Annotated in this window: 13 protein-coding genes; 8 read left to right on the forward strand and 5 right to left on the reverse strand. The window is 65.2% G+C overall.

The window, feature by feature from the left end; all coding sequences use genetic code 11:
* Positions 1 to 72: 72 nt before the first annotated feature.
* Positions 73 to 1,308 (reverse strand): molybdopterin molybdotransferase MoeA, encoded by a 1,236-nt coding sequence (gene moeA / locus AC51GT_RS20885; RefSeq protein WP_496330031.1) that lies wholly within the window; start codon positions 1,306 to 1,308, stop codon positions 73 to 75.
* On the reverse strand, positions 1,308 to 2,669 hold the full coding sequence (locus AC51GT_RS20890; protein ID WP_496326878.1) for a dipeptidase: 1,362 nt from the start codon (positions 2,667 to 2,669) through the stop codon (positions 1,308 to 1,310). Before AC51GT_RS20890 ends, moeA begins: the two co-directional genes overlap by 1 nt.
* Positions 2,670 to 2,759: 90 nt before the next feature.
* On the opposite strand from AC51GT_RS20890, the gene AC51GT_RS20895 reads away from it, so the two are divergent.
* Positions 2,760 to 3,548, forward strand: coding sequence for an HAD-IIA family hydrolase (locus AC51GT_RS20895; protein WP_496330032.1), 789 nt, complete (start codon positions 2,760 to 2,762; stop codon positions 3,546 to 3,548).
* 12 nt (positions 3,549 to 3,560) lie between these two features.
* On the opposite strand, the gene AC51GT_RS20900 is transcribed toward AC51GT_RS20895, so the two are convergent.
* The 3 genes from AC51GT_RS20900 to AC51GT_RS20910 form a co-directional block, all read right to left on the reverse strand.
* A complete protein-coding gene (locus AC51GT_RS20900; protein ID WP_496326880.1) occupies positions 3,561 to 4,016 on the reverse strand; it encodes an SRPBCC family protein in 456 nt (151 codons plus the stop codon).
* Between the two features lie 99 nt (positions 4,017 to 4,115).
* On the reverse strand, positions 4,116 to 5,255 hold the full coding sequence (locus AC51GT_RS20905) for an acyl-CoA dehydrogenase family protein (protein ID WP_496330033.1): 1,140 nt from the start codon (positions 5,253 to 5,255) through the stop codon (positions 4,116 to 4,118).
* A gap of 36 nt (positions 5,256 to 5,291) precedes the next feature.
* Positions 5,292 to 6,464, reverse strand: a complete 1,173-nt coding sequence (locus AC51GT_RS20910; protein WP_496326882.1) for an acyl-CoA dehydrogenase family protein — start codon at positions 6,462 to 6,464, stop codon at positions 5,292 to 5,294.
* A gap of 422 nt (positions 6,465 to 6,886) precedes the next feature.
* Between AC51GT_RS20910 and AC51GT_RS20915 the strand changes: the two genes are divergently transcribed.
* The 7 genes from AC51GT_RS20915 to AC51GT_RS20945 all read left to right on the forward strand — a co-directional run bounded on the left by AC51GT_RS20915 (position 6,887) and on the right by AC51GT_RS20945 (position 13,980).
* Complete coding sequence (locus AC51GT_RS20915; protein WP_496330034.1) at positions 6,887 to 7,693, forward strand: class I SAM-dependent methyltransferase; 807 nt, start codon at positions 6,887 to 6,889, stop codon at positions 7,691 to 7,693.
* Between the two features lie 14 nt (positions 7,694 to 7,707).
* Complete coding sequence (locus AC51GT_RS20920) at positions 7,708 to 8,490, forward strand: AraC family transcriptional regulator (RefSeq protein WP_496330035.1); 783 nt, start codon at positions 7,708 to 7,710, stop codon at positions 8,488 to 8,490.
* Positions 8,491 to 8,671: 181 nt separating this feature from the next.
* Entirely contained in the window at positions 8,672 to 9,688 is a 1,017-nt protein-coding gene (locus tag AC51GT_RS20925; protein ID WP_496326885.1) for an iron-siderophore ABC transporter substrate-binding protein, read from the forward strand.
* A gap of 38 nt (positions 9,689 to 9,726) precedes the next feature.
* Positions 9,727 to 10,728, forward strand: a complete 1,002-nt coding sequence (locus AC51GT_RS20930) for a FecCD family ABC transporter permease (protein ID WP_496330080.1) — start codon at positions 9,727 to 9,729, stop codon at positions 10,726 to 10,728.
* 11 nt (positions 10,729 to 10,739) lie between these two features.
* Positions 10,740 to 11,768 carry a FecCD family ABC transporter permease gene (locus AC51GT_RS20935; RefSeq protein ID WP_496326955.1) on the forward strand — a complete coding sequence of 343 codons (1,029 nt, stop codon included), beginning with the start codon at positions 10,740 to 10,742 and terminating at the stop codon, positions 11,766 to 11,768.
* The gene (locus AC51GT_RS20940) at positions 11,765 to 12,568 is read left to right on the forward strand and encodes an ABC transporter ATP-binding protein (protein ID WP_496326886.1); all 804 of its coding nucleotides are present in this window, start codon (positions 11,765 to 11,767) and stop codon (positions 12,566 to 12,568) included. The genes AC51GT_RS20935 and AC51GT_RS20940 overlap by 4 nt, the downstream gene beginning before the upstream one ends.
* Positions 12,569 to 12,864: 296 nt before the next feature.
* Complete coding sequence (locus AC51GT_RS20945) at positions 12,865 to 13,980, forward strand: HNH endonuclease (RefSeq protein WP_496330036.1); 1,116 nt, start codon at positions 12,865 to 12,867, stop codon at positions 13,978 to 13,980.
* Positions 13,981 to 14,003: the final 23 nt, after the last annotated feature.

The following is a 14,003-nucleotide window of genomic DNA, read 5'->3' on the forward strand; positions in this document are numbered from 1 at the left end:
TGTCCGGCGCCGCGTCCGGTGCCGATGAGGCGGCTGTTGCTGCAGGTCCGCAGCGAGGTCGGCGATCGCTGGTCATAGTTCTTCCAGAACCAGGACGTCGACCGTACTGCCGGCGTCGACCTTGTCGGTGTCGGCGGCGATGTCCAACAGGACGTTGGCCGACGCCATGAACGCGAGGTGATGTGACGCCGGCGGTCCGATGGTCCGGACCCCGACGACGCCGTCGGCCGTCGTCAGTTCTCCGCGGCGGAATTGCCGTTTTCCCTTGGGCGAGGTGAAGGCCTCGGTGACCGACGCCGCGACCGTCCGGCGCTGCGGCGGCAGTCCCATCGCGGACCGGAGCGGCGGGCGGACGAACACCTCGAAGGACACCTGGGCGCTGACCGGGTTGCCCGGCAGCGTGATGATCGGGACCGCATTGCCCGCCGCGCTCGTGTAGGAGCCGCAGCCCTGCGGCATCCCGGGCTGCATCGCCACCTTCACGAACTCGACGCCCTGGCCGGTGAGGGCGTCCTTGACCACCTCGTAGGCGCCCGCACTGACTCCACCCGAGGTGATGATCAGATCGACGCCCGAGCCCTCTTCGCCGTCGATGTAGCTGTCCAGGCGGGCCCGGAACTCGTCGACGTCGTCGGGCACGAAATGAACCTGCTCGGCCTGCGCGCCGGCCTCGATGGCCGCGGCGGTCAACATCGCACTGTTCGACTCATAGATCTGGCCGAACTCCAATGGGGTGCCCGCCGGGACCAATTCGGTGCCGGTGGAGAGGATCAGCACGCGCAGTGGGGCGTAGACCGGTAGTTCGGCCAGGCCCAGTGCAGCGGCCAGACCGAGCTGCGGGGCTCGCAGGACTCGCCCGGCCGGTAGCGCGCGGGCTCCGGCAGCGATGTCGGAGCCGGCCCGGCGGATTGCCGTACCCGGTGCGGCGGCGGCGAAGATCTGCACGTTGTCGGTGCCGCCGTCGGTCCGTTCGACCTGGATCACCGCATCGGCGCCGGCCGGCATCGGCGCCCCGGTCATGATCCGGTGCGCGGTACCGGGTGCCAGCGTCAGCTCGTCGGTGCGTCCGGCGGGGATGTCGGCGGCGACCGGGAGCGTTACCGGGGTGTCCTCGGTGGCGGTGGCGATGTCTGCTGCGCGGACGGCGTAGCCGTCCATGGCCGAGTTGTCGAAGCCGGGCAACGTGATCGGGGCGTCGATGTCATCGGCCAGTGCCCGGCCCAGCGCGGCCGCGGCGGGCACGGTGACCACACGTGGCGCCGGGAAGAGTGCGGCCACCACTCCCTGGTGTTCCGAAACGCTGCGCATCAGTTCTGGGCTCCGTACTTCGAGAGGAAAAGGGCAAGGGACAGGGCTGTTTTGGAGATCTCGTCGGGATCGACGCTCTCATTCGGTGCGTGGATCCGGCAGGCCGGCTCCTCGACGCCGAGCAGTGCGATCTCGGCACTGGGGCAGATTTCTGCCAGCACCGTGCACAGGGGGATCGATCCTCCCTGTCCGGAGTGGACGACAGGTCTGCCGTAGGCCTTGGCCATCGCCGCGGTCAGAGCGGTGTACCCGGGGCCGGTGGTGACGGCCGAGAACGGGGCCCCGGTCGCCTGGATCTCGACATCGACCCTCGCATGCCACGGAATGTGCTGGCGTAGATGATTTTCCAGGGCGATCGCCGCCTCATTGGGATCCATGCCGGGCGGTACCCGCAGGTTCAGCTGTGCGGCCGCCCGCGGGTTGATCGCGGCCGGGGCGCCTGCCGTCGGCGGTGCGTCGATGCCGATCACCGTCACCGCGGGGCGGGCCCACACCATTTCGGCGGCCGAACCCGAACCGATCAGGTCGACACCGTCGAGGGTGGTCGAGTCGGAACGGAACTGCGATGGGTCGTAGGGGGCACCGGACCAGGCCTGATCGTTGGGAAGTCCGTCGATGGTGGTGTTTCCGTCGGCGTCGCGCAGCGTTGCCAGGCCGGCGATCAGGGCCGCGAGTGCGTCCGGTGCGCCGCCACCGAACTGCCCGGAATGAACCTCGGAGGCAAGGGTTTCGGTGGACACCTTCACCGCGGCCATCCCGCGCAGGCTGGTGGTGAGGGTCGGGATCCCGGGCGCGACATTGCCGGTGTCGCAGATGAGGATCATGTCGGCCTGGAAGAGCTCGGGCCGGGTGCGGGCCAGGTGGTCGAGTCCTTCGCCGCCGGCTTCCTCGGATCCTTCGATGACGATGCGGATCCCGACCGGGGGGAGCGGATCGAGTGCGCGCAATGCGGTGAGGATGGCGACCAGGTTGCCTTTGCAGTCGGATGATCCACGGCCGAACCAGCGGCCGTCGCGCTCGGTCAGCGAGAACGGGGCGCTGTCCCACAATTCCTCGGGGCCCGACGGTTGCACATCGTGATGCGAGTAGAGCAGGACCGTCGGCGCACCGGCGGGGCCGGGCACGAACCCCAGGATCGTCTGGCTCCCGTCGACGGTGTCCATCACCAGGGAGTCGACACCGGCATCGGAGAATGCTCCCCGGACCCAGGCCGCGCTGGCCCGGCAGTCGTCGCGCTTGGCGGGATCGAGATGCACCGAGGGCAGTGCGACGACGTCGGCGAGGTCGGAATACGCGCGTGTCATGAGGCCGGTGACTCGTTTGGACAATGCGGAGAACTGGGGTGCACGTTGGTCGGCCATGCCGCCAAGCATGCCGGAACGGAAGGGTGCCTGTCAGCAACCGACCATCCCACCGTGCGGCCGCGCAAGGGCAGGACTAGTTTTTTAGGCATGGCTGAAGGGTTGTTACTCGACATCGACGGGGTGATCGTCACGTCGTGGGAGCCTTTGCCCGGTGCCGTCGAAGCGCTCGAGACGATTGCCGAGTCGGGGATGCCCCGGATGTTCTTGACCAACACCACATCCAAGTCGCGCAGTCAGATCGCGCAGACGCTGACCCGGGTCGGTTTCGCGGTCGACGACAGCGAGGTGCTCACTGCCGCCGTGCTCACCGCCGAATACCTGCGTACCAAACACCCGGGCAAGCGGGTGGCGGTCCTCAACGAGGGGGACGTCAGCGACGACATGGAGGGGATCGACCTCGTCTCCGACGACCCCGACGTGGTCGTGTTCGGCGGTGCCGGCCCCTCGTTCACCCACGAGCTCCTGTCGAAGGCGCTGGGCTGGATGATCGATGGCGTTCCGGCCGTCTCGATGCACCGGTCGCTGTCCTGGTCGACCGCGACGGGGCCGAAGGTCGACACGGGTATCTATCTCGAAGGCCTACAAAAGGCGACCGGCAAGAAGATCCCCGCGATCGGGAAGCCGTCTCCACTGGGGTTCCGGTCCGCGATCGAGATGCTCGGGGTCACCGACCCGGGCGAGGTGGTCATGGTCGGTGATGACATCTACAGCGATGTCCTGGGTGCGCAGAAGGCCGCCATGGTCGGGGTGCTGGTCCGCACCGGAAAGTTCCGGCCCGAACAGCTCGCGGTACTGGAGGCAGACGAGTTCGGGCAGGTCCCCGACCATGTCATCGACTCGATCGCAGACCTGCCCACACTGCTCGAAAAGCTCTGATCAGCCCCCCGGTCAGGAAACGGCGAGCTTGATCTTCGTCAGCGTCTGATTCATCCCGTCGACCAACTCGGCATCAAAGGGCTCCTCGCCGCCCATCGCGGCATTGATGAGGACCTGGGAGACCTTGCTGGTGCCGTTGGGTGCCTCTCGGCGTTCGGTGAGCGTCACGCCGTCGACCGAGGGAGTGATGGTGAAACTCCACACGCTGTTGTTCTCGGCGATCTTGTAGGCGATCTCTTTGTTCGGCTCGAACCGCACCACCTTCGACCTGGTCGGCCACACCAGCAGTCCGCGCTTGTTGATGTTGATGGTCTTGGTCCCGAGGGTGACCGGTCCGCCGCCGCGCACGATGGTCTTGCGGCACTGCGGGCTCCATTCACCCATCCGCTGCAGGTCGGACACCACCTTCCAGACCTGCTCCGGGGTGGCTTTGATCTCGGTGGACGCTTCAAGCAATGGGGCAGCCATGGGAGTTCTCCTGTCGAGGTTCTTACGTCACCGACGAACTCGGCCGGTACGGCGTCGTCGATGAACCGCCCGGGCCGACTTCGTCAATGGACGTTGTCACTATCCGATCAGGATCTTGTCATAGTCTGCGATGCGATCGGAGAGGGTCCGCAGATGTTCCGCGCTGCCGCCGAGAGTGTGTTCGATGGCCAGCAGCCGGCTGGCGTAATGGCCCACCGGATATTCCGCGGTGATCCCGATGCCACCGTGCATCTGGATCGCTTCCTGTGCGACCTTGCGGGCCGACCGGCAGATCTGCAGTTTGGCCCGGGAAGCGATGACCGGGTCGATGTCGCCGTCGGCCAATGAGACCGTCGCGTAGAGGCTCATGCTGCGGGCGAGCTCGACGAGGACGTACATGTCCGCGGCCCGCTGCGTCAGTGTCTGGAACTTGGCCAGCGGCACTCCGAACTGCTTACGCTGCTTGAGGTACTCGGCCGTCAGGCGCAGGGTTTCGTCCATGGCCCCCACGGCTTCGGCGCACAATCCGACCTGGGCGAGTACCTCGCTGCGGATCAACGCGGCCGACGTGTCGCCGGCACCGAGCAGCGTCGCCGGAGCGTCCTGCAGCTCGATCTGGGCACCGCGCCGCGAGTCATGGGTACGGAACGGCGTGCGGGTGATGGCGGTGCTCGATGGTTGAGCTCCGCCGGTATCGACGAGGAACAGCGCCACGGCATTGTCGAGGCGAGCGGTGACGACGAGGAGGTCGGCGCAGTCGCCGTGCAGCACAGGGTTCTTGGTGCCGGTCAAGGTGTAGCCGTCACCGGAGGGGGTCGCGGTTGTCGCGACCGCTGCGTTCGGCCAGCGGTCACCGGGTTCCTGATGGGCAAAGGCGGCCAGCAGTTCACCGGAGGCCAGCGAGGGCAGGTACTTCGACTTCTGCTCGGCGTCACCGGTGTCGGCGATGATCGCACCGGGGATGATCACCGCGTCGAGAAGCGGTTCGGGTGCCAGTGCGCGTCCGAACTCGCCGAGGACGGCGCTGATCTCCTCGGGGCCTGCGCCCATGCCGCCGTCCTCCTCGCTGAACTGCAGACCGAGAATCCCGATCTCGGCCAATGACTTCCAGAGGTCGCGACTCCAGCCGAGGTCGGTATCGGTAACTGCGCGGAGCTTTTCGAGATCGTAGAACTTGGACAGCACGTCGCGTGTGGTGTCACGCAGCATCGTCTGTTCTTCGCTGTATTCGAAATCCATGGTGTTCGGTGGTCCTTTACAGGTGTGCGGGCGAGTTCACAGCCCGAGGATGGAGGACGCGATGATGGTGCGCTGAACCTCTGAGGAGCCGCTGTAGATCGACACCTTGCGGTAGTTCAGATACGTCGGGACGGTCTCCTGGGCCCACTGGGGGGAGCCGATGTCGGCGGCATCGACGGCCAGCGAGTCGACACCGGCGATGTCGGCAAGGATTTCGGTCGAGGCCTGCTGCAACTCACTGCCGCGCAGTTTGAGGACGGATGAGACCGGGTCGGGTTTGCCGTTTGCCGATGCCGCGACAACCCGCATCTGCGTCAGTTCCAGTGCCAGGAGTTCGTTCTCGAGTTCGGCGAGACGGGCGGCGAACAGTGGGTCCTGCAAAAGGGTTCCGTCACCGGAGGGGATCGTCGAGGCGAGCTCTTTGGCGCGGGCCAGCCGGTTCTTGGTGATTCCGACCCGGGTGACCCCGGCGCGTTCGTTGCCCAGCAGGAACTTCGCGTAGCTCCACCCGGCATTCTCTTCCCCGACGAGATTCTCGACCGGTACCCTCACGTCCTCGAAGAAGACCTCGTTGACCTCGTAACTGCCGTCGATCAGCTGGATCGGTCGGACGGTGATTCCCGGGGTCTTCATGTCGATGAGCAGAAAGCTGATGCCTGCCTGACGTTTCGGGGCATCGGGATCGGTCCGCACGAGTGCGAAGATCCAGTCGGCGAACTGCGCCATCGTGGTCCAGGTCTTCTGGCCGTTGACCACGTAGTGGTCGCCGTCGCGTACCGCCCTGGTCTTGAGGGAGGCCAGATCGGAACCGGCCTCGGGCTCGGAGAAGCCCTGGCACCACCAGATGTCGAGGTTGGCCGTCGGCGGCAGGAACCGTTCCTTGAGTTCCTGCGATCCGAAGTTGGCGATCACCGGCCCGACCATGTCGGCGTTGAAAGCCAGCGGTTCCAGGACGGAGGCGAGGTTCATCTCGTTCTGCCAGATGTGCTTCTGCACCGGCGTCCAGTCCTTGCCGCCCCACTCGACGGGCCACTTCGGCACTGCCAGTCCGTGTTCATTGAGTTTGCGCTGCACGGCGATCATGTCGTCGGGAAAAATCGAGGTGCCGGCCGCGGCGCGCTCTCGGAGTTCCTTGGGAATTTCCGTGGTGAAGAAGGTGCGCAGTTCCTCGCGGAAGGCAACGTCTTCGTCGCTGAGTTTGAGGTGCATGGTTCCTTGATACTCCCGTTCCGATGGATTGCGCCGAGATCTGCCACATCGTCCGGTTGTGGAGTTCGGTGACCGGCCGAAGCCGCCGATCCCGGTTCCGAGGGCCGACCAGAGCTTTGGTGGCTGGAAGGCCTCCCTGTGACCAGCCGGTGCAGGCAGGGGGTGAGGACTGCAAAGTCATCACCTGCTTCTGCCTGCCCGCTATACTCAGATGCTGACTCTGGACCTCATTTGGGTCGGCTGGAACAGGTTGCCGAGCCCCCGCGGGTAGCGCCGACGACGCTCAATTGAGAGCAGGTGGCACAGATGGCGGCGAATATGAACAGCACAGCATCACCATGGCGGGTCGGTCCATCAAAGGATCTGTCGGCCGAACACAGCCGGGACACCGCTGATGGATTGGTGATCGTCGAGTATCCGGTATGAGCCCGGCAGAGATGGCCCGGCGGGGCAGCCCGGAATCGGATCCCATCGCCGATCGGCTGCGACGGGCCGGCTGTGTATTCGCCGGAGAAGAAGCGGCGATATTGCGCGAATATGCGAGCGATGCAACCGAACTCGACCACTGGTGCGGTCGGCGCGAGGCCGGTGAACCGCTGGAGCACATCGTCGGCCGGGTCGGGTTCGGGGGTCTGCGTCTGTCCGTAGGTCCGGGGGTTTTCGTGCCACGACAACGGTCCTGGCTTCTGGCGCGGACGACGATCGCCGCCGTGTTGCGGCGCCGGGATCGGGTTGTGTTGGAGGCATTCTGCGGCGTCGCCCCGATTGCGTCGGCGGTCGGACACGCCGCGCCCTGGGTCGACATCCATGTCGCCGATATCGACGACAGGGCTCTGGCACATGCCGAGGCCAATCTGCGCGGTAGGGCGGCACTACATCACGGTTCCGGCTTTGAGTGTCTGCCGGAGGCGTTGCGGGGCCGGATCGACGTGATCGCGGCGGTGGCGCCGTACGTTCCTGCCGCCGCCTGCGGATTCCTTCCCCGGGAGGCACTCGACCATGAACCTCACCGCGCACTCTTTGGTGGGGTGGACGGTCTGGACCACATCAACGGCGTGATCGACGGGGCGCCGGAGTGGTTGTCCGCCAACGGTCTGGTCTTTCTGGAGATGCACCGGGACCAGGTGCCGGCGGTCGCCCGTTGCGCTGGTCGAAGCGGTTTCACCGTCGAGACGTTCGTCGGTGACGATCGGCAGACCGCAGTGGTGGGCATGCACCGCGTTCGCTGACCTATGGTGATCGGGTGAGTATCGAGGTGGCAGACACGCGGAGCCTGCCCGTCTACGAGGCGGGCGCCATCGAGGTTCCGTTCGTCATCGCGGGGATGTACGAGATCATCTCTCGAGACACCCAGTGGGAGGAGCATTCCCACCCGACCCATGAGCTGCTGTGGAGTGCCAAGGGTTCGTCGTCGGCCACCGTCGGTTCCCGGGTTTGGACGATCACGCCGACCCTTGGCCTGTGGATACCTGCCGGGGTCCTGCACTCCGGCTGGACTCCGGCCGGGACCGCCCTCAGCTCAGCGCATTTCAGCATTCGTGCGGTCCCATCCATCTCGGCTGAGCCGGTGGCGGTCGAGGTCTCCCCGCTGTTGCGGTTGCTGCTCGACCGGCTCAACACCGAAGACCTCGACGAGGTATCGCGATCAACCACCGAGACAATGGTTCTCGATGTGTTGACCCCGGCGTCGCATCAGTTGTTGCTGCGGGTTCCGGAGTCGGCGCTGCTGGCGCCGATCGTTGCCACGGTGCAGGCCGACCCCGCCGACGAAACGCAGTTGGGGGAGTGGGCGCAACGCCTCGGTGTCAGCGCGCGCACCATCACGCGGGCATTCGATTCGGAGACCGGTGTGGGTTTCACGCGCTGGGTGGTCACCGCCCGCGTCCAGCATGCGATCACCCTGTTGGCGCAGGGCCGTCCGATCGACGATGTCGCCGGCCGGGTCGGTTACCGCTCGGTGAGCGCCTTCGGTACGGCCTTCCGCCGGATCACCGGGATGAGTCCGGGGCGGTTCCGCGAGCTGTGACCGGTGGGAGGCCGGTGGCCCCGGGGGTGTCCGTTTTGCGACAATCCGTGTCGCTTTTGCTTGATTGCAATCGGGAGCATCCCGATCTAGCCTCTGTTAGGTAATCCTTACCGACATTGCTCGGTTGCCGGTGACTCCGCCGGTGAATGCGTCTTTGTGCTTCACGAATCGAAAGGTAACAATGTCTCGCGCACCCAAGCTGGTGGCATTCGCGGCGGCAGCGCTGCTCACGGTCGGGCTCGCGGCCTGTTCGTCGTCCTCGGACGACAACGGCGGCGACGGCGACTTCAGCCCGATCACCATCGAGCACGCCCTCGGAACCACGACCATCACCGAGAAGCCAGAGCGCGTGGCCACCGTGAACTGGGCAAACCATGAGGTGCCGTTGGCGCTCGGTATTGTTCCCGTGGGCATGGCGGCCGCGAACTTCGGTGACGACGACGGCGACGGTCTGCTGCCGTGGGTCAGCGAGCGGCTCGACGAGCTCGGCGGCGAGGCCCCGGTGCTGTTCGACGAGACCGACGGTGTCGACTTCGAGAGCGTCGCCAACACCAATCCCGACGTGATCCTGGCTTCCTACTCGGGTCTGACCCAAGAGGACTACGACACCCTCAGTGAAATCGCGCCGGTGGTGGCGTACCCCGAGACCGCGTGGGGTACCCCCTGGCAGCAGATGATCGAGCTGAACAGCAAGGGTATGGGCATGGAGGCCGAGGGGCAGGAGCTCATCGCCGACCTCGAGGCGGAAGTTGCCGCTGCCGGGGAGAAATACCCACAGCTGCAGGACAAATCCATCATGTTCCTGACCCACGTGGACACTGCTGATCTCAGTGAGGTCAGCTTCTATACGACCCACGACACCCGCGCCCTATTCTTCGAGGACCTCGGCTTGCAGACCCCCGGCAGCATCGCTGCGGCCTCAGCCGAGACGGAAAAGTTCTCGGCTACACGCAGTGCCGAGCAGATCGACGGACTCAGCGACGTCGACATCATCGTGACCTACGGTGACGAAGCGCTGGTCGCGACCCTCAAGGCCGACCCGTTGCTGTCGCAGATGCCGGCAGTGGCGAACGGCGCCATCGTGGCCCTGCCCAGCACTCCGCTGGGAACCGCTGCGAACCCGACGCCGTTGTCGATTTCCTGGGTGCTCGACGATTACGTCGCGCTGCTCGCGGAAGCAGCAGACAAGTCCAAGTGACACAAAGTACTTCGCAGTCCGTCTCGGGCGTCGCCATCGTGCGGCGCCCGAGACGGGTGCGGGCACTTGGTTTCTTGATCGTCGTCGCGGTCCTCGTGGTGGTCGCGATCGTGTCGGTCAAGGTCGGCTCTCGCGGTGTCGAGTGGTCGGACGTATTTGCCGTTCTCGGTGGCGACTCCGAGGGGATGAACCAGGCCGCAGTCGAAAAACGGATCCCCCGAACGATCCTGGCGATCATCGTCGGAGCCGCACTCGGAGTGTCCGGTGCGGTCATGCAGGGCGTGACCAGAAACCCACTCGCCGACCCGGGCATCCTCGGCGTGAACATGGGTGCGTCGCTCGCGGTGGTCATCGGTATCAGTTACTTCGGTCTGTCCACGGCGTCCAACTACATCTGGGTGGCCATCATCGGTGCCGCGGCCGCCGCTGTCTTCGTCTATTTCGTGGGCTCACTCGGACGTGGCGGTGCCACGCCGCTCAAACTCGCGCTTGCCGGCGCTGCGACCTCGGCGGCGTTGATATCGTTTGTCACCGCAATCATCCTGGGCCGCAACGATGTCGCCGATACCGTCCAATCGTGGCGGGTGGGCGGTGTGGGTGGGGCCACCTATGCCGGAATCGAACAGGTTCTGCCCTTTCTGATCGTCGGATTCATCATCTCGATGTTGTCGGCGCGCGGCCTCAACTCGCTCGCGCTGGGCGACGACCTCGCCGCCGGACTCGGTGAGCGAGTGGCCCTCGTCCGCGGCGGTGGCGCCCTCGGGGCGATCATCCTGTGTGGCGCGGCTACGGCCGTCGCAGGCCCGATTGCCTTCGTCGGACTGGTCGTCCCGCATGCCTGCCGACTGATCGTCGGCGTGGACTATCGCTGGTTGCTGCCCTACTCGGCGGTCACCGGCGCGGTGCTTCTCACCGTGGCCGACGTGATCGGGCGGATCGTCGCGCGTCCTGCCGAAATCGATGTGGGCATCTTGACCGCGCTGATCGGCGCACCATTCTTCATCTACATCGTCCGTCGGCAGAAGGTCGGTGCACTGTGAGTTCGGAAACCATGGTGACGGCGCAGACGATTGCCCGGAACCGCAAGATCCGAGGTGGCCGCCGTCGCTGGGTGATCGCAATCCTGGTGGTACTCATCGTCATCGCCTTCTCGATCACCTTGATGTTCGGCAAGACGTTCTATCCTCCCGGCGACATTCTGAAAGTGATCCTGGGGGAGCAGGTCCAGGGCGCGACCTTCACCGTCGGACGCCTGCGGATCCCGCGGGCAGTGCTTGCCGTTGCCGCAGGTCTGTGTTTCGGACTCGCCGGCATCACCTTCCAGACCATGCTGCGCAACCCGTTGGCCAGCCCCGACATCATCGGGATCAGCGCCGGTGCCAGTGCGGCCGCGACCTTTGCGATTGTCACGCTGTCACTCGGTGCCACCCAGGTGTCGATCTTCGCGATTGTTTCCGCACTGGCCGTTTCGGTGCTGATCTATGTGCTGTCGTTCCGTGGCGGCGTTGTCGGAACCCGCCTGATCCTCATCGGTATCGGAATCGCGGCGATGCTCCACAGCGTCACGGACTATCTTTTGGACCAGGCCGCCGAATGGGACCAGCAGGAGGCGATGCGGTGGTTGACCGGAAGCCTCAACGGTGCCTCGTGGACCCAGACGATCCCGGTGCTGGTCGCACTCGTCGTACTGGCGCCGGTGTTGCTCGGGCAGTCGCGCAATCTCGAGATGTCCGAGCTCGGTGATGATGCCGCATCGGCACTCGGGGTGCGGGTCAACCGAACTCGGCTGATCGTGATCGTCGCTGCCGTGGGACTTCTCGCCTTCGCCACCGCGGCCTCGGGCCCGATCGCATTTGTGGCGTTCTTGTCCGGCCCCATCGCCGCCCGGCTGGTCGGACCGAATGGATCCCTGCTTGTCCCGGCCGCTCTGGTCGGAGCTCTGCTGGTGCTGGTCGCAGACTTCGTCGGACAGTTCGCCTTCGGCACCCGTTATCCGGTGGGTGTTGTCACCGGAGTTCTCGGCGCCCCGTACCTCATCTACCTGATCGTCCGTACCAACCGCGCCGGAGGCTCGCTGTGACAACCAAGCATCAACTCCTTGTCGAGAACCTGACGCTCGGTTATGGCGACCACACCGTCATCGACAATCTCGACCTGTTGGTGCCCCCGGGCAAGGTGACCGCGATCGTCGGTGCGAACGCCTGCGGCAAATCAACTCTGCTGCGGTCGATGTCACGGCTGCTGACCCCGCGCTCGGGCCGGGTTCTGCTCGACGGCACCGAGGTCCACAAGACTCCCGCCAAGGCGCTGGCCCGCACACTCGGCTTGCTGCCGCAGTCGCCGATCACGCCGGAGGGGATCACGGTCGCCGACCTCGTCGGCCGTGGACGGCACCCACACCAGGGCCTGTTCTCTCGCTGGACCCGCGAAGACGACGAAGCCGTCGCCGCCGCACTCGAGACCACCGAGACCTCCGCCCTGGCCGACCGGCCGGTGGATGAACTCTCCGGTGGACAACGCCAACGGGTGTGGATCGCAATGGCTCTGGCCCAGCAGACCGACGTGCTGCTGCTCGATGAACCGACCACATTTCTCGATGTCAGTCACCAGATCGAGGTTCTCGACCTGCTGACCGATCTCAATCGTGACCGTGGCACCACCATCGTGATGGTGTTGCACGACCTCAATCTCGCCGCCCGATACTCCGATCACCTCATCGCCCTTGCCGGTGGAAACGTCCATGCCGCAGGCGAACCCGCCGAGGTCTTGACCGAGGACAACGTCCGGGCAGTGTTCGGCCTCGACAGTCAGGTCATCATCGACCCGACATCGGGCAAGCCGCTGATGCTGCCACTCGGACGTCATCACGTAGTGGTCTGAACCGACCGTCGAGCGTGCCGAACCGACCGTCGAGCGTGCCGAAACCTTCGGAGCGTGAACAGTATTGGCACGGTCGGCGGTGATTAAGGCACGGTCGGCGGCGCGGGTTATGGGGACGGGGCTTGTTCCACTTCTGATTGGCCAGGGCTGTTGGTGAGCAGTAGGTTCCCTCGGCGCTCCTGAGCACTTGAACCGGCGTGCGTGAGCCACGTTTCTTCGCAACGCTATCTAAATCTGTTGTACAACAATAGGTTCGGTTGAGAAATTGCTTGCGAACATACGTTCTAATAGGTATGATGGAATCCGCTGAGCATCAGTTGGCGGTGTGTGCGGCGGTGATTGATGAGTCGGGTATCGCCCGTAAGTCCGGTTCGACGACATCAAAGTTGTTGCAGGCCAACGGAGCGGCACCAGCATCTGCATATCGGTGGCTGCGGATCGGACCAGGCCTGGCCGGCCTGGATCGCACGGCCGGGTATTCGAGGGACGGGTTCCTGTCGTCCGAGCACGTCGATGCGGTGGTCAAAGGGGTGGAGCATGTCGCCGGACGGTATGAGGGTGCGATCACCGCCGAGGAGCGGATCGGGTTCGAGCGGAAGCTGTTGAGTCGCGCCATCTCCGGAGCACCACCCGCGGAGATCAGCGCCGCAGCCCGAGCATTGGGCAACGAGATCGACAAAGACACCGGTGGTCCGCCGCCGGCGGAAGATCGGTCGCTGAACAGCCTCGACTACAAAGTCCGTGAAGGTCGTTGTGTCGGCACGTTCGATCTTGATGCGGTGATTGGGGAAAAGTTGCACTCGGCGTTGGACCTCTGGTCCAGGGCGCGTCCTGAACCCGACGGCTCCGATGATCCGCGTTCTCCGACCCAGCGTCGCGCTGATGCTCTGCATCGGTTGTTGGATTGCGGTGGTGGCGGGCAAAGTCTGGTGTCGGCGCCGCGGACGGAGGCGAACGTGACCGTGCCTGCTGATCACCCCGAGGCTGCCACGTTGGCGTGGATGGGCCCGGTCACCGAAGCAACTGCCGCGATGTTGGCGTGTGATTCGTCGATCACCTCGATCACCCTCGACGGAGAGGAAGTCCCAGTCGATCTGAGTCCACCGAAGCGGCTTTTCACCGGGTTGGTGCGCAAAGCAATCATCATCCGCGACACCTGCTGTGTGAAATGTGGTGGACACGCCAGCTGGTCTGACTGTCATCACATCACCCACTTCGTCGACGGCGGTGCCACCACATTGGAGAACGGATGCCTGCTCTGCCGCACCTGCCATATGGCCGTGCACAACACCGGCTGGGACGTGATCATGGGCTCCGATGGACATCCCTGGTTGATCCCACCGGCCGGCATCGACCCGCAACGAAGACCGTTACCGGCCTACAACCGGCGCATGCTGACCCTCGCCGCCTGACGCCGTCGCGCCGCCTGATCAGA

The sequence above is a fragment of the Williamsia sp. z34 genome (assembly GCF_059553395.1).